This is a genomic window from Stenotrophomonas sp. Ps181, assembly GCF_025697425.1.
GTDB lineage: Bacteria > Pseudomonadota > Gammaproteobacteria > Xanthomonadales > Xanthomonadaceae > Stenotrophomonas > Stenotrophomonas sepilia.
The window spans coordinates 221,860-241,874 of sequence record NZ_JAHWBI010000001.1 but is presented as its reverse complement, the minus strand read 5'-3'; the positions used below and the strand labels follow the sequence as shown (position 1 = coordinate 241,874).

The following is a 20,015-nucleotide window of genomic DNA, read 5'->3' as shown; positions in this document are numbered from 1 at the left end:
TAGTGCCGGCCGCTGGCCGGCAACCTCCAGACGCTTCGCGCATGCCGGCCAGCGGCCGGCACTACCGATCCGATTCAAAGGACTGAGATGATCCACCAGACTGAACTGAGCGACCTGCTGCCCGGCATGGTCCCCTTCCCCACCGACGTCTTCCCCGCCGACCAGACGTGGCTCGGCAAGCACCTGCTGCCGCTGCTGAAGATCGACCTCGGTGTGCTGCGCCCGGAACTGGCCGGCCAGGTGGCGACGATGCTGTGCCCGATCGAGCCGTACGAAGGCTGCATCGGCGAAACCACCGAAGTACACCACAACGATTTCACCGGCACCAACTGGATCGCCTTCGAGCTGACCACCGGCAACCAGATGCGCTTCCTCGGCAACGAGGGCTATTTCATCGGCGACGCAGTACAGGACAAGGACGCGCAGGAACACATTGCGCAGATGCGCGACAGCTACGCCAAGGCCCGCCACTACCACGCCACGCATGGCCGCCTCGCCTGCTACTCGCGCTACGGCAAGGGTGAGGCCAGCGAGCGCGATTATCTGGATACGCTGGGGGGACAGATTTCCTGTGGCAACTGGATCGAAACGGCCGATATTCCGGCCGCCTTCACCCTGGAATTCACCGACGCCGCCAACGACCGGCATGCTCCAGATGATGCCGAAATGGCGATCATCCGCCGCAATGGCCACAAGTTCTTCGCCGTCGCCGAAGTCGCTGGCTACAACTGGTGCGCCACCGGCGCCGACGCGATCGTGATGCTGTATGAGCCGGTGAGCCGCACGGTACTGTTCTCGTACGACTGGTCGTAAGACCCTGCGGCAGTGCCGGCCGCTGGCCGGCATTTCCTGTTTTTGCCGGCCAGCGGCCGGCACTACCATCCCGCTACGGCGCGGCCTTGCGCACGGTCAACGTCGCGCTCGCTTCGCCACCGCCTTCCAGCTGCAGCCGCAACGGCAGCGCCTGCCCTTCCTTCAGCGCGCCCTTGCCCTGCATCAGCATCAGGTGCAGGCCACCGGGCTTGAGCTCGGCGCGCGCGCCCGGCGCCAGCGGCATGCGCTCGATCGCACGCATGCGGCTGACCCCATCGACAATCGTGGTCTCGTGCAGCGACACGTCGCCGAAACTACTGCTGGTCGCGCCGGTGATCACCACCGCCCTGCTGCAGCCGTTGTGGATCACGCCATAGCCGGCAGTCATCGGCATCGCCGGATTCGGTGGCAGCCGCGCCCAGCCCTGCTCCACCGTGACGCAGCGTGATTCCGCAGCCGAAGCCGAAGCCGATGCTGCGGCCGCACACAGCACCCACAGTACGCCAACGAATGGTTTGGTTATCATCGCCCAGGTTCCTTCTTCGCAACGAGACCGCAGCATGACGACGCTCATCGAGGTGATCAACCACGGCCCCATCCGCGAACTGCGCCTGGCGCGGCCGCCGGTCAATGCACTGGACACCGACCTGTGCCGGCAGTTGATCCATGCCATCGAGCTGGCCATGGCCGAAGATGCGCACGGCATCGTGCTGTCGGGCAGCGAGCGCGTCTTCACCGGCGGCATGGACGTGCCGCACCTGCTCTCGCATGGCGATGACAAGCACAAGCTGCTGGATACCTGGAACGCCTTCTTTGGCGCCGTGCGCACGCTGGCCGAGAGCCGCATTCCGGTGGTCGCGGCGATCACCGGCCACGCCCCGGCCGGCGGTTGCGTGCTGGCGCTGTGCTGCGATTACCGGGTGATGGCGCGCAGCGCCGATCCGTCGCGGCCGTATGCCATCGGCCTGAACGAAGTCCAGGTCGGCCTGATCGCACCGGAGGGCATCCAGCGCCTGCTGCGCCGTGCGGTGGGCGTGCACCGTGCCGGCGTGCTGCTGACCACCGGCGCGCTGGTGCCGGCCGAACAGGCGCTGCAGATCGGCCTGGTCGATGAGCTGGCCGAGGGTGACCAGGTGGTGGCACGCGCCGTGGCCTGGCTGCAGAACCTGCTCAAGCAGCCTCGGCAGCCGATGCTGCTGACCCGCGCCATCGCCCGCGCCGACCTGCACGAAGCGCTTCACCCGGACCTGATCCAGCTCGACCGCTTCGTCGAAGCCTGGTTCGCCCCGGATGCGCAGAACGCCCTGCAGGCGCTGGTCGCCCGGCTGGGCAAGTAAACGGTAGTGCCGGCCGCTGGCCGGCATCCGCCCCCCCCAAGAGGATCATGAGGTTGCCGGCCAGCGGCCGGCACTACCGAAGATGGGGCAGCCGCCCTGACCGGTATAATCAGGCCCTCTTTCACTGCTGTGGCCGCCCCCTTGAACGACACGCCCGAACCCGTCGTCTCCGAGCTGATCGACCTGCTCACGCTGGAGCGGCTGGAGGACAACCTGTTCCGCGGGCAGAGCCGCGACATCGGCACCAAGTACGTGTTCGGTGGGCAGGTGCTGGGCCAGGCACTGGCTGCGGCGCAGGCCACGGTCGACAATGGCCGCCACGTGCACTCGCTGCACGCCTACTTCCTGCGCGCCGGCAACATCGACCACCCGATCGTCTACGACGTGGACCGCACCCGCGACGGCGGCAGCTTCTCGGTGCGACGGGTCACCGCGATCCAGCACGGCAAGGTGATCTTCTTCTGCGCGGCCTCGTTCCAGCAGGCCGAGACCGGCGCCGAGCACCAGCACAAGATGCCCGAAGTGCCGCAGCCGGAAGACATTGAACCGAACCGGCCGCTGCCGGCCGAAGTGCTGGAACGCCTGCCGATCAAGGTGCAGCGCTGGCTGTCGCGTGGCGGCCCGTTCGAGTTCCGCCATGTCTATCCACGCGACGAACTGAACCCGCCCAAGCGCCCGCCCTACCACCAGGTGTGGCTGCGCCTGAGCGAGCCGGTCGGCGATGCCCCGGAGCTGCACCAGGCGCTGCTGGCCTATGCCTCCGACTTCCACCTGCTGGGCACGGCAACCTTCCCGCACGGCATCAGCTATTACCACCCGCACGTACAGATGGCCTCGCTCGACCACGCAATCTGGTTCCATCGCCCGTTCCGCGCCGACGACTGGCTGCTGTACTCGCTGGACAGCCCCAGCGCGCAGGATTCGCGCGGCCTGGCCCGCGGCCAGTTCTTCACCCGCAACGGCGTGCTGGTGGCCAGCACCGCGCAGGAAGGCCTGATCCGCGTGGTTCCCGACCAGGCTGCGGCCGCCGCCGTGCCGGCCAAGGAGTAACCCATGCGCCAGATCTTCAGCAGCCAGCGCGTGGAAACCGTCGAAGGCGTGGCCGAGCTACTGCGCGGGCATGGCATCGACGTCAAGGTGACCAACGGGCGCTCGTACAAGACCCGCCGCCGCGGCCAGTTCAGTTATACCGACCTGGGCAATGCCAACGCCTACCCGGCGGTGTGGATCGTGCGTGCCGACGACCAGCCGCGCGCGCGCGAAATCCTGCGCGAGGCGCGCCTGCTCGACACCACCCGCCGCGACCACCCCACCGCCGAATTCGCCTTCCGCGACGCGCCGGAATCGGGCAGCGGCGGCCGCAGCTGGGCCTGGCGCATCCGCATCGCCCTGCTGGTGGTGATCGCTGGGGTGGCGCTGGTGATCGGCCTGCGCCATCGCGGCGCCCCGGCGCCCGCCCCGCAGGCCCAGCTGCAGCAGGCGCAACCGGCCCCGCAGGCAGCGCCGGAAGAGGAAGAAGTCCGGGTCCGCATCCAGCCATCGAAATAACCCACGGGTCGGCCGGCCGCTGCCCGGCAACCGCAAAAAGGGGACGGAGGGGATTAAGTCGTTTGTGGCACAAACGACTTAATCCCCTCCGTCCCCTTTTTTGTCATGAGGTTGCCGGCCGGGGGCCGGCACGACCGTGCAGAAAGCCGGTCACACTTCGCGCGCGGCCCCGTCATGGGACACAATCCCAGCAGGAGAGCCGCCGCCATGACGACGTTCGCCGCATCGATCGACCAGACCCTGGAACGCGAACTGCCCGCCGCCGCCAGCGGTTGCCAGCACGCCTACGGCCGCATCGTGCTGGCCTGCCAGAACACGGTCACCGCCATCGCGCTGGCCATCACCCGCGACCGCCAGGCCAGCGAGGACATTGCCCAGGAAGCCTTTGTGAAGGGCTGGCAGCAGCTGCACCAGCTGCGCAGCGCGACCAGCTTCCTGCCCTGGCTGCGGCAGATCACCCGCAACCTGGCCCGCGACTGGCTGCGCGCCCAGCGCGGGCGCCCGCTGACTGGCGAGGCGGCCGAGGTGGCGATGGGCATGGCCGCCGACCCCGCCCCGGGTGCTGCCGACCGCCTGCAGCGGGTGGAAGAGGAGATCGCCGCCGAGGAGATCATCTCTGCCCTGCCCGCAGACAGCCGCGAAGTGCTGCTGCTGTACTACCGAGAGGGCCAGCGCTCGCAACAGGTGGCCGACCTGCTCGGGCTCAGCGACGCGGCGGTGCGCAAGCGCCTGTCGCGCGCCCGCGCGCTGGTGCGCGACGGCCTGCTGCAGCGCTTCGGTGAGTTCGCGCGCAGCAGCGCACCCAGTGCCGCGTTCGCTACGGCGGTGGTTTCGATGGTACTGGTGGCCGCGCCCGGCACGGCCAGCGCAGCGATCCTGCTCGGCACCGGTGTCGGCGTGGGCGGCAGCAAGCTGGGCCTGGGCGGCGTCAGTGCCGCAGGCGGGGCAGCCATGGGTTCACTGACGGCCGCCGCCAGCCAGCTGCACCTGATTCCCGCCAGCGACTGGGCCACCGTTGCCGGTGGCGTCGTCGGCGGCATCATCGGCAGCTATCTGGGTGGCCGCTTCCTGCTGCGCTTCGCAGACACCCAGCAGGAACGAACAGCAGTGCGACGCTTCGTGCACCTCAATACGTTTACCGCGATGGTCGTCTGCACCAGCCTGCTGATCTCGCTGATGCTGCAGGTGCCAATCTGGCTGCAACTTGCGATTCTCGTCATCGGCCTGGGTACGGTGAACTACCAGTGCCTGGTGCCGCTGCAGCGCGTGATGGCACCCATGATCGCGCGCGATTCAGCGCGGCGCGGCCGCAGCGGAACCAACTGGAAATACGAATCCGTGTACGGGCGCACCGGCATCATCGGGGCGAACGTATTCGTGATCGGCCTGGTGGTATATGCGCTGATGCGCAACGGAAACGTGTAACGGACAACGCCGGCAGTCTGCCGGCGTTGTCGTCATTCACTGCATTGAACCTCAGCGCTGCGGCTTCGGCGCGCCGCCGTCGCGCGGACCGCCTTGGCGCGGGCCGCCGTGCATCGGGCCCTTGGCCGCGTCGAACTCGGCCTTGCTCAGCTGGCCATCCTTGTTGGTGTCGGCGGCAGCAAACCAGGCATCACGATGCTGCTTCATGCGCAGCTCGCGGTCGGCCTTGTCCAGGTAACCGTCCCTGTTGAGGTCGAGCTGGTCGAAGCGCGCAGCCAGGCGCGGATCGGCCTTGGCCTCGTCGCGGCTGATGCGGCCGTCCTTGTTCACGTCCAGCTTGGCCCAGCGCTCACCGCCGTGGCCACGGCGGCCATGCTGCCAGCGCGGCATCTCATCGCGCGAAAGCTTGCCGTCCTTGTTCCTGTCCAGTTCGTCGAACTTCGCGGCCAGGCGCGGGTTGGCGGCGGCCTCGCTGCGATCGATGACGCCGTCACCGTTGGTGTCCAGCTTGGCCGGGTGCTGTGCCGGCGCGGTCGGGGTGTCGGCCGCCAGCGCGATGCCGGAGGCGGAAGTGCCGAGCAGCAGGGCCAGCAGCAGGGGGGTACGGATCATGGGGTCACTCCTGGGAATGGGTTTGCGTCGGGGTGATCACTTCACCCTCGGGGGACAACAACGCCCGGGCGCGACATCGGTTGACGCTGCTGCCAGATCCGTTCATCCGGCGGACAGTCGCCGCCACTGCGACGGGCTGGGGCTATGCTGTGCCCATGGCACTACACGGCGATAGAGACGACGAACTGCGGCTTTTCCAGACCGGCGAGCACCCCTGCGGGTACTGGTCCGACCGGGTGGCGCGCGACCTGGTGCTGGACCCGAACGACCGCCGCCTCGGTGCGCTCTATCCGCTGGCACTGAGCTGGGGCTTCCGCCGCAGCGGCGACCTGGTCTACCGGCCCCATTGCGCGCACTGCCAGGCCTGCGTGGCGGTGCGCATCCCGGTGGCCCGCTTCGCTCCGGACCGCAGCCAGCGCCGCTGCGCCGCCCGCAATGCCGACCTGGAGGTACGGATCACCGCCGCCACCGCCCGCGACGACCTGTTCGCGCTGTATCACCGCTACCTCACCCACCGCCACGCCAATGGCGGCATGGACGACCACGGCCCGCACGAATTCGAGCAGTTCCTGATCGGCAGTTGGTCGCACACCCGCTTCATGGAGATGCGCCTGCCCGGCCACGACGGCCAGCCCAGCCAGTTGCTGGGGGTGGCGGTGACCGACGTCACCGAGCATGGCCTGTCGGCGGTCTACACGTTCTTCGACCCGGACCACGCCGCGCGCGGGCTGGGTACCTTCGCAATCCTCCAACAGATCGAGTGGGCGCGCCGCGAGGGGCTGCCGCACGTGTACCTGGGCTACTGGATCCGGGGGCACCAGAAGATGGACTACAAGCGCCGCTTCCATCCCCTTGAGGCCTACGACGGCCGCCGCTGGCACGATTTCGACAACGAACTGGACGGGCGCTGACAAACCGCTGACACCGGGCCGGGTGCAGAATAGGGGCATGAACGCCAAACCCTTGATCCTCGCCCTGGCCCTGCTCTGCGGCGCCACCGCCCCCGCCTTTGCCACGTCCCCCGCGATGACTGAGAAGCCGTCCACTGCGCTGCGCCTGGCCACCTACAACACCTCGCTGTACTCCGACGACACCGGTGGCCTGATCAAGGAACTGGAGGGCGACAGCGAGCACGCACGCAAGATCGCCGCCGTGCTGCAGCAGGTGCGCCCGGACCTGGTGCTGCTGAACGAATTTGATTTCGACGATGCCCATCGCGCCGCCGACCTGTTCCAGAAGCGCTACCTGGAAGTCGCCCAGCCCGGCGGCGGCAAGCCGCTGCACTTTGCCTACCGTTACCTGGCGCCGGTCAATACCGGTGTGCCCAGCGGCCTGGACCTGGACAACAACGGCGTGGTCGGCGGCGAAGGCCGCAGCCGTGGCAATGACGCGTGGGGCTACGGCCTGCACCCGGGCCAGTACGGCATGCTGGTGCTGTCGCGCTACCCGATCGATGAAACCAAGGTGCGCAGCTTCCAGCTGCTGAAGTGGAGTGCGATGCCCGGTGCCATTCGCCCGGTCGATCCGCGTACCGGCCAGAGCTTCTACAACGACCACGTGTGGTCTCAGCTGCGCCTGTCCTCGAAGTCGCATTGGGACGTGCCGGTGAAGACGCCGGGCGGCGTGGTCCACGCGCTGGTCTCGCATCCGACGCCGCCGGTGTTCGACGGTCCGGAAAAGCGCAACGCGGCGCGCAACCACGACGAACTGCGCCTGTGGCAGGAATATCTGTCCAAGGGTGAGAAGCCGTGGCTGTGCGACGACAAGGGCCAGTGCGGCGGCCTGGCACAGGACGCGCGCTTCGTGATCCTCGGCGATCTGAACAACGACCCGGTTGATGGCGATGGCCGCCATGAAGCAATCGTCGAGCTGATCGAGAACACGCGCGTGCTGCGCTACCCCACCCCGCGCAGCGTCGGCGGCGAGCAGACCAGCCTGGCCTATGCGGCCAAGGGCATCGAACGCAAGGGCGCACCGTTCCACGCCACCGGCGATTTCGGCCCGAAGTCCGGCACCATGCGCCTGGACTACGTGCTGCCCTCGACCGGTTTCGAGTACGTGGGCAGCGGCGTCTTCTGGCCAGCCAATGAGAGCCCGGAAGCGAAGATCGCCGACGGCAGCGACCACCACCTGGTGTGGGTGGACGTGAAGCCGTAACCGGCGCAGCCGCCGGGCATCGCCCGGCGCCACCGGTTGCTGAAGATGTTGTAGAGCCGAGCCCATGCTCGGCTACTGCAACCAACCAAGCTTAGTAGCTCTGCCAGTCAATCTGAGCGTCAGCCCCGAGATAGCGGTCCTGCCAAGCCTGCTCCCGACCCAGGGAATCGATGAACTCATCCTCGGAAAGCTGCTCATATCCGAGCTCGATTTCCATCTTGTTCTCTGGATCCAGATGAAACGTCAAACTCGTCCAGAGTGCATGGTGCCATTGCGCAAAGAGCTGATGCATCTCCAGAAGCGCTGCTTCCGCATCCTCTGGAATTTCTAGATAGCCGTATGAGCCTGACGGCCTGCGGTAGAACGCCCAACCCGACCAGGCATTCTTGATGATCTCGAAGTTCAGCCAGATCCCGCATTGGTCGGTAGGCACGGCATCAATCAGTGATTGGCCAATTCGGTGATACAAGGCAGGTAGCGTTGATGTAAGCCGCTCGTCCAAGCCTTCTCCTGAGGTGTCTTTGGCATTCATCCGTCAGAAGATAAAACACGCAGGATTTTGACGCTCAACCAGATGTCGCTTTCAGCTCGCAATTGCGGCCTAGCGCTCTACGTCTTTGCAGCAACCCTCTAAGGGCAGCATCTGGCGCTCAATAGCCCCAGTAGGCCGTCGCGCATGACTGAAGATGTGAATCCATTGTCGGGCTGAAAGCGTCACATGGAAAAGCAGCCGAGCGTGGGCTCGGCTCTACAGAAGACTTACACAGTTCATGGCAAGCCGTCGGGTGCAGCCTGGCGCTACCGCACAGAAATCTGTACCGACCAACGGTCGGTACCCACCGGGTTTCGGTAGGCGACGACCGTTGGTCGTCGCTCCTTTTTTACGGGCGCAGCTCGACGCCGATGACTTCGGCGGCATCACGCGCGATGGCGCGTGCTTCTTCGACGGTTTCCGCGCGCGCCAGGGTCACGCCGACGCGGCGGTGGCCATGCACGCTCGGCTTGCCGAACAGGCGCACGGCAGTATCCGGCACCTGCAGCGCGGCGGCGACATTGTTGAAGTACGGCACGCCCTCGCCGTGTGCCAACAGCGCACACGACGCCGACGGGCCGCTCTGGCGGATCACCGGAATCGGCAGGCCGAGGATCGCGCGCGCGTGCAGCGCGAACTCGCTCAGTTCCTGCGAAACCAGGGTCACCAGGCCGGTATCGTGCGGGCGCGGCGACACTTCGCTGAACCACACCTCGTCGCCCTTCACGAACAGCTCGACGCCGAACAGGCCCCAGCCGCCGAGGTCGTCGGTGATCGCGCGCGAAATCTCTTCGGCACGCGCCAGTGCCGCGCTCGACATCGGCTGCGGCTGCCAGCTTTCGCGGTAATCGCCATCCTTCTGCAGGTGGCCGATCGGCGCGCAGAACGAGGTGCCGCCGGCATGGCGCACGGTCAGCAGGGTGATCTCGTAATCGAAATCGATGAAGCCCTCGACGATGCAGCGACCGGCACCGGCGCGGCCACCGGTCTGCGCGTAGTCCCAGGCCGGGGCGATGTCCGCTTCGCTGCGCAGGGTGCTCTGGCCCTTGCCGGAGGACGACATCACCGGCTTGACTACGCACGGCAGGCCGATGGCGGCCACGGCAGCACGGTACTCGGCCTCGGTATCGACGAAGCGGTACGGCGAGGTCGGCAGGCCCAGGGTTTCGGCGGCCAGGCGGCGGATGCCTTCGCGATCCATGGTCAGGCGTGCGGCGCGCGCAGTCGGGATCACCCGCAGGCCCTGCTCCTGCTCCAGCTGGACCAGGGTCTCGGTGTGGATGGCCTCGATCTCCGGCACCACCAGGTGCGGCTGCTCCTGCGCGATCAGCGCGCGCAGCGCCATCGCATCGAGCATGTCGATCACGTGCGAGCGGTGCGCGACCTGCATGGCCGGGGCATCGGCATAGCGGTCGGCGGCAATCACCTCTACGCCCAGCCGCTGCAGCTCGATGGCCACCTCCTTGCCGAGTTCGCCCGAGCCCAGCAGCAGCACGCGGGTGGCGGAGGGGGACAGCGGGGTTCCAAGCTTGGCCATGGCGGTTCCAGCAGCGATGTGAAGGCGGGTGGGCATTCTAGCTGCCCGCGCACCCTGGCCATGGCATCCGACGAACGGTCGTCGAGAAGTGATATCACTTTGATATCTTAAATTCGAACCCTCAAGGACGTACCGCCATGAAAGAGAAGTCGCTCGCCTCCCTCAACGGCCTCGGCACGCTGGCCGGTGCCCTGCTCGTCGCCCTCGCCGGCGCTGCCCTGTTCGTACTGGGCGTGGCCGCCAAGGCCAGCACCGGCTCGCCCAACCTGCTGCTTATGCTGCTGGGTGCGCTGCTGGGGGGCCTGGGCGTGTTCATCCTGGCCGGCCTGTACACCATCCAGCCCAACCAGGCGGCGGTGCTGAGCCTGTTCGGCAAGTACGTCGGCACCGTCAAGGACAACGGCCTGCGCTGGAACAACCCCTTCTATGCCAAGCGCCGGGTCAGCCAGCGCGTGCGCAACTTCGAGAGCGGCAAGCTGAAGGTCAACGAGCTGGACGGCAGCCCGATCGAGATCGCCGCGGTCATCGTCTGGCAGGTGGTCGATGCCTCCGAGGCCGTCTACAACGTGGACGACTACGAGAGCTTCGTGCACATCCAGTCCGAATCGGCGTTGCGCGCGATGGCTACCAGCTATCCCTACGACCAGCACGAGGAGGGCCAGCTGGCCCTGCGCAGCCACGCCAGCGAGATTTCCCAGCACCTGAAGAACGAGCTGGCCGAGCGTCTGGCCGACGCCGGCGTGCAGGTGATCGATGCACGCATCAGCCACCTCGCCTACGCCGCCGAAATCGCCCAGGCGATGCTGCAGCGGCAGCAGGCCAACGCAGTGATCGCCGCACGTACGCGCATCGTGGCCGGTGCGGTCGGCATGGTTGAAATGGCCCTGGCCGAACTGCAGAAGAACGGCGTGGTGCAGCTGGATGAGGAACGCAAGGCGCACATGGTCAGCAACCTGCTGACCGTGCTGTGCTCGGACCGCGGCACCCAGCCGATCGTCAACGCCGGTTCGCTGTACTGAACCACCCTCGCGACGGGGCGCCCCACCGCCCCGCCAGGAGCTCGCATGAGTGAGAAGAAAGCCTACCCGCTGCGCATCAATGCCGACGTCCTGGCCGCCGCGCAGCGCTGGGCTGACGACGAGCTGCGCAGCCTCAACGCGCAGATCGAGTACGTGCTGCGCGACGCCCTGCGCAAGGCAGGCCGCCTGCCGAAACCTGCGCCATCGCCGGAGGACAAGGAATGAGCAAGCGTTGGAGCTACCAGACGATCGAGGTCAAGACGTCCATGATGGGCCTGCTCAAGGCCGAGGACATCCAGAGCGAACTGAGCCGCCAGGGCCAACTGGGCTGGGAGCTGGTCAACATCATCATCCCCGCACCGATGTGCCCGGCGATGCTGGTGTTCAAGAAGGAGGCCTGAGCCATGGGCGCCAGCGATCCGAAACAGTACAAGGTGACCGAGAGCTCGCCGTTGCGCGTGCTGTGGATCGTGCTGTCCCTGCTCGCCGCCTTCGTGGCCTGCCTGTATGCGCAGCTGTACAAGGCGCCGGCCAGTACCCCCTGGATCGAAGTAACGCTGTCGCCGCCCTGGTTCCGGATGGGCGGCAGCGCCGCCTGGAGCCTGCTGCTGATCGCCGCGCTCGGCGTCGGTCTGGGCGCGGCGTTCTTCCGCCGCCGGGTGGAACTGGCCGACGGCGTGCTGGACGTTCGCTCGACGATGTACCGCCGCCGCGTTCCGGTGGCGCAGTTGCGGCTGGACCAGGCCGAGGTGGTCGACCTGCAGCGTGACCCCCGCTATGGCATCCGCTTCAAGACCAACGGCTATGCAATGCCGGGCTTCTATTCCGGCCACTTTCGCCTGCAGGGCGGCGGCAGGGGTTTCGCCCTGGTCACCGACCGCATGCGCGTTCTCGCCCTGCCGGTCAACGACGGCAGCACCCTGCTGCTCAGCCTGGACCGGCCACAGGTGCTGCTGGACGCACTGCGCAAGGTGGCCGCGCCGGCGCCACGGCAGTAAGCTGCGCCGATGCAACGACGCCCGCCCCTGCTGATCAATACCGAAGCCATCGAGTTGTGGCCGGCCGGCCTGCTGCGTGCACGCAGCAACCTGGATGCACGCCTGTTGTCGCAGGCGCGCTGGGTGCTGCGGCGCAAGCACGATGGCCGCTACCTGGCCGCGGTGACATCGCATGGCGTGCATTCGCTGGTGCCGCACCTGCCGCGCGAGCCCGGGGTCGAGGACGCACTGGCGCTGCTGGATGCAACGACGGCACGTCCGTTCGGCGCTGCACTGCAGGAACAGTGGCTGCCGCTGGCCGGGCTGCAGCAGCGCCTGCGGCAGCTCGGCCTGGATGCGCAGCGCTATGCCGACGACAGTGGCCTGCCGCTGGAACCGGAACCGTGCCTGCTGCACTTCGCTGGCCGCGACCGCTTCGGCCGCCCGTTGTGGCTGCGCCGTGGCGCCGCGCAGGGCTGGCGACGGATGCGCCTGCACGCCGCGCAGGATGGCATCGCACTGGATGCAATCTCCGGCTTCCGCAGCCATGCCTACCAGTTGGGCATCTTCGAACGGAAGCTGGCACGCGGGCTGAGCGTGACGGAGATCCTGAAGGTGAATGCCGCGCCGGGGTTCAGTGAACACCACAGCGGCCACGCGCTGGACATCGGCACGCCGGGCGATGCCCCGGCCGAGGAATCATTTGAAGCCACCGACGCGTTCGCCTGGCTGCAGGCCCATGCCGCTGGGCACGGCTTCCGGTTGAGCTACCCGCGTGACAACCCGCACGGCATCGTCTACGAACCCTGGCACTGGTGCTGGAGACCGGCCAACGGCTGAGCCCCTCCGTGGCGGTTGGAAGGCGAAATCCATGGGGCTGTCCGGGCGGATTCCGCGCGCGCCCACCACGAGATGGAACAAGAAGGCAAAGACAGAAGCCGGTCGCTTCGCTCGAAGCCTCTATAAGGGATCAGCGCGCGGCTGTTGGGTCCGCCTTCAAGCGAGCCGAGCACCGCAGGTCCGGCGAGGGCGAAGAGGTGCGGGTGTCTGAGCGCAGCGAGTTCCCGCACCGCCCCTCGACGGGCCGAGGAGCGCAGGGGACCGGTGCACAGCACCGGCTCGCGGCCGGCGGCGCGTTTCTTTTGGTTACTTTTCTTTTCGCGCGAAAAGAAAAGTAACGCCCATGAACCATCACGATCGCATCGGCATGGATCGGAGCGACAGCCCTGCGACCGTCACCGCCTCAACGCATTGATCGCCAGCAATACCCACCCGGCCATCATGCTGGTGCCACCGATCGGCGCCATCCGCGTCGGCCACTGCCACAACGCCCCACCCACCAGGCTGCCGGAAAACAGCAGGACACCCAGCAGCAGTACGTACAGCGCCAGGTGTGCGATCGCCCCCTGCGCGCGCGGCCCAAGCGCCACCAGCACCGCGCCATGCGCGAACGCATACAGCGCCGCCATGTTCAGATGCTGCTGCGCCAACGGGTCGGCCACGCCATGCGATGCATAGGCAGACAGGCCGATCGAGGCGGCGGCCAACAGCGCTCCCAGGCAGGCCAGCAGGGATGGCTTACGTGCGCGACGTTCCAGATTGAACATGAGGGCTCCTTGCGCAGCGCCCCTTGCCGGGCGCCGGATGAAAAAAAACGCGCCGCAATGAGCGGCGCGTTTTCGTGTCCAACACTACATGGGTCAGCCGGGGATTACTTGACGGCCCAGTAGATGTCGTAGGTACCTTCCGGGGTGAACGACTTGTCGATGCCGTCCTTCCAGGTTTCGTACGGACGGTCGATGACTTCGTTGCCCGAGGTCACGGCCCAGGCACGCAGGCCGTTGCGCGCCACGTCCAGACCCGCCATGTGGCCGGTGTAGGCCGCATGCGCCGAACGGTGCGGAGCAACGTGCACGTACTTGACCGGAGCGCCGCCGTCGATCTTGACGGTCAGCTCGTCGGCAGCAGCACCTTCAGCACCCTTCTTCTTCACCGGCTGGGCGATGTCGAAGGCGTACTTCTCCTGGCCGAAGTCGGTGGTGATGATGCGGAACGGACCGGCAGCTTCAAGGCCATTGGCCTCCATCACGCGCTTGATCCACTCCTGGTTGTCCTTGATGGACTTGGTGATGGTGTCCTGACCGCGGTCCACGTTGCCGGCGTTGACCACCAGCAGGTTCTCGGCCGGCACTTCAACGATGGCCAGGTCGGTCAGCGGGGCTTCCGGCGTGCGGTAGTCCACGTTCGGCACGGTGGCGAGCATGTTGGCCATGCGCGACAGACCCATCTTGATGTCGTCGCCGATCTGGCGGCTGACATACAGGCCGGCGTAACGGCCGAACAGGTCGAAGCCGTACTTCACCGAGTAGTCCTGGGTGATCTTGACGTTGCGACCGCCCTTGCCGGTCGGCTCCAGGTTGAAGGTGGTGACCTTGTCGTGACCCTTGGTGGCGTCCTCGATGGCGATCACAACACGCTTGTTCTCTTCGGCTTCGGTGATCTTCCAGGAACCGGTACCCAGGTCCTTGGAGGTGAAGTCGAGGGTGGCACCGACACCCGAGGCCGGGCCGGACAGCTTCAGGTCAACGGCGGGATCGCGCAGTACCAGCGGGTTCCAGTCCTTGAAGCGGCGCAGGCTGCTGACCGTGTCGTACACGATCGTCATCTTGCGGTTGGTCTCGATGCTTTCGGTGATGTGACGCTCGCCCGGCAGACATACGCCAATGATGACGAACAGGCCAGCCACGATCCCCAAGGCGATCAGGAACTCGATAATACGGGTCATTCAGAGAGTCTCCGGGGCCGATCCCACGGCCGGGTTGATTGAAGCGAAGCGCCAATCCTAGCAGGCTTCGCGGGCATTGTTTATCGGGATTGGCGCACCGGTTTCCCTGCCGGCTGCGTATTTGTATGGACAAAGGATTCGAAGGGTAACGCATACCGCTACCCGGCAAGTAGGGGGCAACCTTGGCGAAACCCCCCGACTACGACCCAAGTCCTTGTACTTGAAAGATTTTTTCTCAGACCAGCTGGAGTTCGAACGCCTTCAATACGGCACGCGTACGGTCGCGCACACCCAGCTTGGAAAGGATGTTGGACACGTGGTTCTTGATGGTGCCCTCGGCGACGCCCAGCGAATTGGCGATCTCCTTGTTGGAGAAGCCACTGGCCATCAGCCGCAGGATCTCGGTCTCGCGGTCGGTCAGCGGGTCCGGGCGGTCGAGGCTGACGAATTCATTGCGCATGTGCTCCAGGCCGGACAGCAGGCGCTGGGTGACCGCCGGCTGCACCAGCGATCCCCCGTCGGCCACGGTGCGGATGGCACCGACCAGCTGTGCCAGGGTGACGTCCTTGAGCAGGTAGCCCTTGGCACCGGCCTTGAGCCCGGCCAGCACCAGCTGGTCGTCGTCGAAGGTGGTGAGGATGATGGTCGGCGGCAGCTGTTCCTGCCGCGACAGCACCTGCAGGGCCTCCAGCCCCGACATCACCGGCATGCGCATGTCCATCAGCACCACGTCGGGGCGTACCTGGGGAATCAGCTCGACCGCCTGCCGGCCGTCGCCGGCCTCGGCCACCACCTCGATGCCGTCGTCGAGCGCCAGCAGGGAGCGGATTCCCTGCCGCACCAGGGTTTGGTCGTCGACCAGGCAGACGCGAATCATCAACGCACTCCTTCAGGAACCTTGGTAAGGGCCGCCACCAGCACCGTTGCCGGCACCGTCGCCCGCAGCCGGAAACCCTCACCGGGGCGGGTTTCGATCTGCAGCTGGCCACCACATTGTTGCAGGCGCTCGCGCATGCCGCGCAAGCCATTGCCCACATTGACCATATCCGCACCGACGCCGTCGTCGCGGGCCTCGACCACCACCCGGTCGGGGGCTTCACGGTACACCTTGATCCACAGGTGGCGGGCACTGGCATGGCGCACCGCATTGGTGATGATCTCCTGGGTGCAGCGCAGCAGTACGTGGGCCCGCTGCGGGTCCTCCACGTTCAGCGGATCCTCGATCTCCAGCTGGATGTCCAGCGAGGGCACGTTCTCGGTCAGCGGGCGCAGCGCTGCGGCCAGATCGATCGCGCCGGTCTCGCGCAGCTGGCTCACCACCTCGCGCACGTTGCCCAGCAGCAGCTTGGCCAGCGCGTGCGAGCGCTTCACGTGATCCAGGGCCTGGCCCTCGGCCAGGTGCCCGGCGACCTCCAGGTTCAGGGTCAGCGCGGTCAGCTGGTGGCCCAGCAGGTCATGCAGTTCGCGTGAAATGCGGGTGCGCTCGTTGACCCGCGCGCTCTCGGCCAGCAGGGCGCGGGTGGCGCGCAGCTCTGAATTGAGCCGGCGCTGCTCGTCGCGGGCCTCGGTCTGCTGACGCGCAACCAGGCTGGTCACGAAGATGAACATGGAGAAGCCGCCGTACAGCAGCGACTGCATCACCGCTTCGAACAGCGGGAAGCGCAGCAGCAGGTAATAGACCGGAGCCACGGCCAGCTGGCTGACCAGCAGCCACAGCACCCCCAGCCGTACCGACAGCATCCACGGAATGACCCCCGCGGCCACCATCATCAGGATGCTGCCCAGGCCCGACCCGCTGAGGAAGCTGACCGCCAGCGCCGAGACCGTCAGCAACAGCAGCAGGCCGCGGTCCAGCCAGCTGGTGTGGCTGTCGCTGCGCAGGATGCGGGTCAACCAGTAGTAGGCCGTGCCGAAGGACAGGTAGGCGACGAACAGCAGGATCGCCCAGCCGCCCATGTCAGCACGGCTGTGCAGGTTCTCGAACTGCGAGTACGCCAGCGGCAGGCCGACCATGACCCAGGTGAACAGGCCGGCCAGGCGGAGGACGCGGGTATGGCTGAGGACTCCCAACATGCCAGCACTCTACGGGCCCGGCCTGCGTCGCGCACTCCCACGGAAGTCATGCCTCTGCGGTCGCCTGTTCATGCCGCAGCCCACCCCGGGCATGCAATAATCGTGCGCAGGGTCCCTTGATGGACCAACCGCGTTACCCCACGGAGTCACAATGTCGATTGTCATCCGCGACGTGCGCGAGCACGAGCTCGATTCCGTCCTGGCTTTGAACAACAATGCTGGCCTGGCCATCCTTCCCCTGGATGCGGCCCGCCTGCGCCTGTTCTATGAAACCGCTGAATACTTCCGCGTCGCCGAGCGCGACGGCAACCTGGCCGGCTTCCTGATCGGCTTTGGCAGCGACAGCCAGCACGACAGCAGCAATTTCGCCTGGTTCAAGCAGCAGCTGGACACCCCGTTCTTCTATATCGACCGCATCGTGGTCGCCAGCCGCCGTCGTGGCGGCGGCGTCGGCCGTGCGTTCTATGCCGACGCACAGAGCTTCGCCGAGCTGCGCTACCCGCAGATGACCTGCGAAGTCTTCCTCGACCATGGCGCCGATGCCGCCCTGCTCTTCCACGGCAGCTTCGGCTTCCGCGAGCTGGGCCAGAACACGATGCCGCAGGTCGATGTGCGCGCCAGCATGCTGGCCAAGGAACTGTGCAGCTACCCCTGGGTCAAGGAGACCTACGGCGGCAAGCTGCCGGATGTGGCATGGACACGCGCACGGCAGCTGCCGGCGCAGGCACAGCGGCCGACGGGGACCTGAGCGTGGCGGTGAATTTCGATTACGAACAGGCCGGTGAACTGAAGATCGGCCAGGTGGGCATCGCCAACCTGCGCATCCGTACCCTTGATGTCGAACGCCTCGTGCAGGAAATGCGCGAGCGCGTGACCCGCGCCCCGAAGCTGTTCGGCCGCGCCGCAGTGATCCTCGACTTCGGCGGCCTGAGCCAGGTGCCGGATGTGGCCACCGCGCAGGCGCTGGTCGATGGCCTGCGCAGCGCCGGCGTGCTGCCGGTGGCGCTGGCCTATGGCACCAGCGCGATCGACCTGCTCTCGCAGCAGCTCGGCCTGCCGTTGCTGGCCAAGTTCCGCGCGCAGTACGAGCGTGCCGAGGCCGAGCCGGCCCCGCCACCGCCCGCACCGGAGCCGCGCCGCGCAGCCCGTGCCGAACCGAAGCCGGCCCCGGCAACGCCGGTGGCCAAGGTGGCCGACGCGGCTGCACCAAAGCCGGGCCGCATGCAGCTGGGCAACGTCCGTTCGGGCCAGCAGCTGTACGCGGAAAACTGCGACCTGACCGTGATGGCCACCGTCGGCGCCGGCGCCGAGGTCATCGCCGATGGCAGCATCCATATCTACGGGACCCTGCGCGGCCGCGCGCTGGCAGGGGCCCAGGGCAACACTGCGGCACGTATTTTCTGCCGTGATTTCCATGCGGAACTGGTCGCCATTGCAGGCCACTACAAGGTACTGGACGATGTCCCGGACAACCTGCGCGGCAAGGCCGTGCAGGTGTGGCTGGAACAGGACCAGATCAAGATCGCTGCGCTGGACTGACGCAGCCCCCAAACAGAATCATCAGGAGAAGTCCTTTGGCTGAAATCATCGTAGTCACCTCCGGCAAGGGCGGCGTCGGCAAGACCACTTCCAGCGCGAGCCTGGCCTGCGGCCTGGCGCGGCGCGGCAAGAAGGTGGCGGTGATCGACTTCGACGTCGGCCTGCGCAACCTTGACCTGATCATGGGCTGCGAACGCCGCGTGGTGTATGACTTCGTCAACGTCGTGCACGGCGAAGCCACCCTCAAGCAGGCCCTGATCAAGGACAAGCGCTTCGACAACCTGTACGTGCTGGCCGCCTCGCAGACCCGCGACAAGGACGCGCTGACCCAGGAAGGCGTGGGCAAGGTCCTGAAGGACCTGGCTGCCGACGGCTTCGACTACATCATCTGCGACTCCCCGGCCGGCATCGAGAAGGGCGCCTTCCTGGCGATGTACTTCGCCGACCGCGCGGTGGTGGTGGTGAACCCGGAAGTGTCGTCGGTGCGCGACTCCGACCGCATCATCGGCCTGCTCGACTCGAAGACCCACAAGGCCGAGTCCGGGCAGGACGTGCCGGCCTTCCTGCTGCTGACCCGCTACACCCCGGTGCGCGTGGAAAGCGGCGAGATGCTGAGCATCGCCGACGTCGAGGAAGTGCTCGGCCTGAAGGCGATCGGCGTGATTCCGGAATCGGGCGACGTGCTCAACGCCTCCAACAAGGGCGAGCCGGTCATCCTGGATGTCGAATCCGCTGCCGGCCAGGCCTATGAAGACGCCGTCGCGCGCATCCTCGGCGAAGAACGCCCGATGCGCTTCACCAACGTCGAGAAGAAGGGCTTCTTCAGCAAGCTGTTCGGAGGGTAAGCATGGGCCTGTTTGATTTCCTCAAAGCGAAGAAGACCACCGCCGAAACCGCCAAGAACCGCCTGCAGATCATCATCGCGCAGGAACGCAGCCACCGTGGTGGCCCGGACTACCTGCCGCTGCTGCAGCGCGAGCTGCTGGAAGTGATCAAGAAGTACGTGAACATCGACGTCGATGCGGTGAAGGTCGACCTGGTAAAGGATGGCCAGCACGACGTGCTGGACATTTCCGTGGCGCTGCCCGAAGGCCCGGACAAACCCTGATCCCCTGCCCCGCCCGTGCCTGCATGGGCGGGGCTGCCTGACCCGCATGACCGATACGACAACCGCCGTGGACATCACCTGCGTGGGCGACATCGCCTTCGCCGACGCGCAGCGCCTGCTCGCCGCGCATGGCCTTCGGCTGCACCACGTGGCGCCCGGCGAACCGATTCCCGGCAGTTACTGGGGCGAGCCAGAGGCCGGCATCATCGCCAGCAACGTATACGTGCGCGATGACACGCCCGTGCACTCGATGCTGCATGAGGCCTGCCACCTGATCGTACTGCCGCCGGAGCGGCGTGCGCAGGTGCACACCGATGCCACCGACTCGGTGGCCGAGGAAGACGCGACCTGCTACCTGCAGATCGTGCTGGCCGGGCAGCTGCCCGGTGTCGGCAGCCAGCGGCTGATGGCCGACATGGATGCGTGGGGGTATACGTATCGGCTGGGATCTACGAAAGCGTGGTTCGAGCAGGATGCCGAAGACGCGAAGGCGTGGCTGGTCGAACGCGGCTTGCCGGTGGCGTAAAGCCGCGCGCGCGGTTGGCCACGGGCG

The 20,015-nt window shown here is 66.7% G+C and carries 25 protein-coding genes; 17 read left to right on the top strand and 8 right to left on the bottom strand.

Annotation, left to right across the window (positions count from 1 at the left end):
- Positions 1-87: 87 nt before the first annotated feature.
- Positions 88-813, top strand: a complete 726-nt coding sequence (locus tag KXV01_RS01205; protein WP_111096424.1) for an enolase — start codon at positions 88-90, stop codon at positions 811-813.
- Positions 814-886: 73 nt separating this feature from the next.
- Here the strand turns inward: KXV01_RS01205 and KXV01_RS01200 are convergent, their stop codons facing one another.
- Positions 887-1,339 carry a copper chaperone PCu(A)C gene (locus tag KXV01_RS01200; protein WP_099494761.1) on the bottom strand — a complete coding sequence of 151 codons (453 nt, stop codon included), beginning with the start codon at positions 1,337-1,339 and terminating at the stop codon, positions 887-889.
- A gap of 34 nt (positions 1,340-1,373) precedes the next feature.
- On the opposite strand from KXV01_RS01200, the gene KXV01_RS01195 reads away from it, so the two are divergent.
- The 4 genes from KXV01_RS01195 (at position 1,374) to KXV01_RS01180 (ending at position 5,123) form a co-directional block, all read left to right on the top strand.
- Positions 1,374-2,150 carry an enoyl-CoA hydratase/isomerase family protein gene (locus KXV01_RS01195; protein WP_049439166.1) on the top strand — a complete coding sequence of 259 codons (777 nt, stop codon included), beginning with the start codon at positions 1,374-1,376 and terminating at the stop codon, positions 2,148-2,150.
- A 141-nt stretch (positions 2,151-2,291) separates the two neighbouring features.
- Positions 2,292-3,200, top strand: coding sequence for an acyl-CoA thioesterase II (tesB, locus tag KXV01_RS01190; RefSeq protein WP_005412623.1), 909 nt, complete (start codon positions 2,292-2,294; stop codon positions 3,198-3,200).
- Between the two features lie 3 nt (positions 3,201-3,203).
- Entirely contained in the window at positions 3,204-3,698 is a 495-nt protein-coding gene (locus KXV01_RS01185) for a pathogenicity-like protein (RefSeq protein ID WP_262256798.1), read from the top strand.
- 207 nt (positions 3,699-3,905) lie between these two features.
- Positions 3,906-5,123, top strand: a complete 1,218-nt coding sequence (locus KXV01_RS01180; RefSeq protein WP_099495266.1) for an RNA polymerase sigma factor — start codon at positions 3,906-3,908, stop codon at positions 5,121-5,123.
- A 51-nt stretch (positions 5,124-5,174) separates the two neighbouring features.
- On the opposite strand, the gene KXV01_RS01175 is transcribed toward KXV01_RS01180, so the two are convergent.
- Positions 5,175-5,735, bottom strand: a complete 561-nt coding sequence (locus KXV01_RS01175) for an EF-hand domain-containing protein (protein ID WP_049411750.1) — start codon at positions 5,733-5,735, stop codon at positions 5,175-5,177.
- 155 nt (positions 5,736-5,890) lie between these two features.
- Between KXV01_RS01175 and KXV01_RS01170 the strand changes: the two genes are divergently transcribed.
- Positions 5,891-6,646 (top strand): arginyltransferase, encoded by a 756-nt coding sequence (locus tag KXV01_RS01170; RefSeq protein WP_049439048.1) that lies wholly within the window; start codon positions 5,891-5,893, stop codon positions 6,644-6,646.
- Positions 6,647-6,683: 37 nt separating this feature from the next.
- Positions 6,684-7,892: an endonuclease/exonuclease/phosphatase family protein gene (locus KXV01_RS01165; RefSeq protein WP_263467473.1), complete on the top strand. Its 1,209-nt coding sequence runs from the start codon at positions 6,684-6,686 to the stop codon at positions 7,890-7,892.
- A 91-nt stretch (positions 7,893-7,983) separates the two neighbouring features.
- On the opposite strand, the gene KXV01_RS01160 is transcribed toward KXV01_RS01165, so the two are convergent.
- Both KXV01_RS01160 and purT read right to left on the bottom strand, forming a co-directional pair.
- On the bottom strand, positions 7,984-8,394 hold the full coding sequence (locus tag KXV01_RS01160) for an antitoxin YezG family protein (protein ID WP_263467472.1): 411 nt from the start codon (positions 8,392-8,394) through the stop codon (positions 7,984-7,986).
- Between the two features lie 379 nt (positions 8,395-8,773).
- A complete protein-coding gene (purT, locus tag KXV01_RS01155; protein ID WP_099495263.1) occupies positions 8,774-9,961 on the bottom strand; it encodes a formate-dependent phosphoribosylglycinamide formyltransferase in 1,188 nt (395 codons plus the stop codon).
- Between the two features lie 137 nt (positions 9,962-10,098).
- Between purT and KXV01_RS01150 the strand changes: the two genes are divergently transcribed.
- From KXV01_RS01150 to KXV01_RS01130, 5 genes are read left to right on the top strand one after another with little or no spacing between them, the layout of a single operon-like run.
- Positions 10,099-10,980 (top strand): SPFH domain-containing protein, encoded by an 882-nt coding sequence (locus KXV01_RS01150; RefSeq protein ID WP_164282885.1) that lies wholly within the window; start codon positions 10,099-10,101, stop codon positions 10,978-10,980.
- 45 nt (positions 10,981-11,025) lie between these two features.
- Positions 11,026-11,205: a hypothetical protein gene (locus KXV01_RS01145; protein ID WP_049414918.1), complete on the top strand. Its 180-nt coding sequence runs from the start codon at positions 11,026-11,028 to the stop codon at positions 11,203-11,205.
- The gene (locus KXV01_RS01140) at positions 11,202-11,381 is read left to right on the top strand and encodes a DUF4177 domain-containing protein (protein ID WP_049414924.1); all 180 of its coding nucleotides are present in this window, start codon (positions 11,202-11,204) and stop codon (positions 11,379-11,381) included. The genes KXV01_RS01145 and KXV01_RS01140 overlap by 4 nt, the downstream gene beginning before the upstream one ends.
- A gap of 3 nt (positions 11,382-11,384) precedes the next feature.
- Entirely contained in the window at positions 11,385-11,978 is a 594-nt protein-coding gene (locus tag KXV01_RS01135; RefSeq protein WP_164282886.1) for a PH domain-containing protein, read from the top strand.
- A gap of 9 nt (positions 11,979-11,987) precedes the next feature.
- Positions 11,988-12,797 (top strand): M15 family metallopeptidase, encoded by an 810-nt coding sequence (locus KXV01_RS01130; protein WP_164282888.1) that lies wholly within the window; start codon positions 11,988-11,990, stop codon positions 12,795-12,797.
- Positions 12,798-13,192: 395 nt separating this feature from the next.
- On the opposite strand, the gene KXV01_RS01125 is transcribed toward KXV01_RS01130, so the two are convergent.
- The 4 genes from KXV01_RS01125 to KXV01_RS01110 all read right to left on the bottom strand — a co-directional run bounded on the left by KXV01_RS01125 (position 13,193) and on the right by KXV01_RS01110 (position 16,815).
- On the bottom strand, positions 13,193-13,564 hold the full coding sequence (locus KXV01_RS01125; RefSeq protein WP_019659313.1) for a DUF423 domain-containing protein: 372 nt from the start codon (positions 13,562-13,564) through the stop codon (positions 13,193-13,195).
- Positions 13,565-13,668: 104 nt separating this feature from the next.
- Complete coding sequence (locus KXV01_RS01120; protein WP_005415686.1) at positions 13,669-14,742, bottom strand: SRPBCC family protein; 1,074 nt, start codon at positions 14,740-14,742, stop codon at positions 13,669-13,671.
- A gap of 235 nt (positions 14,743-14,977) precedes the next feature.
- Complete coding sequence (locus KXV01_RS01115; RefSeq protein WP_006424175.1) at positions 14,978-15,619, bottom strand: response regulator transcription factor; 642 nt, start codon at positions 15,617-15,619, stop codon at positions 14,978-14,980.
- Complete coding sequence (locus tag KXV01_RS01110; protein WP_049413252.1) at positions 15,619-16,815, bottom strand: sensor histidine kinase; 1,197 nt, start codon at positions 16,813-16,815, stop codon at positions 15,619-15,621. The genes KXV01_RS01115 and KXV01_RS01110 overlap by 1 nt, the downstream gene beginning before the upstream one ends.
- Positions 16,816-16,966: 151 nt before the next feature.
- Between KXV01_RS01110 and KXV01_RS01105 the strand changes: the two genes are divergently transcribed.
- From KXV01_RS01105 to KXV01_RS01085, 5 genes are read left to right on the top strand one after another with little or no spacing between them, the layout of a single operon-like run.
- Entirely contained in the window at positions 16,967-17,563 is a 597-nt protein-coding gene (locus tag KXV01_RS01105; protein ID WP_005415684.1) for a GNAT family N-acetyltransferase, read from the top strand.
- A complete protein-coding gene (gene minC, locus KXV01_RS01100) occupies positions 17,509-18,354 on the top strand; it encodes a septum site-determining protein MinC (protein ID WP_049413254.1) in 846 nt (281 codons plus the stop codon). The genes KXV01_RS01105 and minC overlap by 55 nt, the downstream gene beginning before the upstream one ends.
- Positions 18,355-18,389: 35 nt before the next feature.
- Positions 18,390-19,199, top strand: a complete 810-nt coding sequence (gene minD, locus KXV01_RS01095; protein ID WP_006424120.1) for a septum site-determining protein MinD — start codon at positions 18,390-18,392, stop codon at positions 19,197-19,199.
- A 2-nt stretch (positions 19,200-19,201) separates the two neighbouring features.
- The gene (minE, locus tag KXV01_RS01090; RefSeq protein WP_005408532.1) at positions 19,202-19,462 is read left to right on the top strand and encodes a cell division topological specificity factor MinE; all 261 of its coding nucleotides are present in this window, start codon (positions 19,202-19,204) and stop codon (positions 19,460-19,462) included.
- A 46-nt stretch (positions 19,463-19,508) separates the two neighbouring features.
- The gene (locus KXV01_RS01085) at positions 19,509-19,988 is read left to right on the top strand and encodes a hypothetical protein (protein WP_099495258.1); all 480 of its coding nucleotides are present in this window, start codon (positions 19,509-19,511) and stop codon (positions 19,986-19,988) included.
- Positions 19,989-20,015 lie beyond the last annotated feature (27 nt).